The organism is Kitasatospora sp. MBT66 (assembly GCF_000710405.2).
GTDB lineage: Bacteria > Actinomycetota > Actinomycetes > Streptomycetales > Streptomycetaceae > Kitasatospora > Kitasatospora purpeofusca.
The window spans coordinates 337,434-337,765 of the sequence record NZ_JAIY01000006.1 but is presented as its reverse complement, the minus strand read 5'-3'; the positions used below and the strand labels follow the sequence as shown (position 1 = coordinate 337,765).

Genomic DNA, 332 nt, shown 5'->3' with positions numbered 1-332 from the left:
CCGACTTCCCGCTCCGCCCGTTCGGCGATCTCCACAACGAGGCGGGCGGTCGCGGGCAGTTGCCCGAGACCGCCCGCTGCACGGTGCGACCAGGAGGCCCGAGGTTGAGCAATCAGGCGAGGTGGTCGAACTCGCCAGCCTTGATGGCCAGCAGGAAGGGCCGGAGCTTCTCCACATCAACGGCCAGAACGACGGCAGGGTCATCGGACTCTCTCAACTGGCGGAGCCCCGACGCGCCGGTGGCGAGTTCAACGCAGCTGCCGCCCTCGTTGGAGCCGCTGAACGATGACTTCTGCCAACGGATTTCTGCCATCGGGCGCCCTTCACGTCTG

The 332-nt window shown here is 67.2% G+C and carries 1 protein-coding gene; it reads right to left on the bottom strand.

Features of this window, described 5'->3' with window-relative positions; translation table 11 throughout:
* Positions 1 to 112: 112 nt before the first annotated feature.
* Positions 113 to 332: DUF397 domain-containing protein (locus BI06_RS14040; RefSeq protein WP_206743638.1), on the bottom strand; the 220-nt coding region annotated here is incomplete at its 5' end.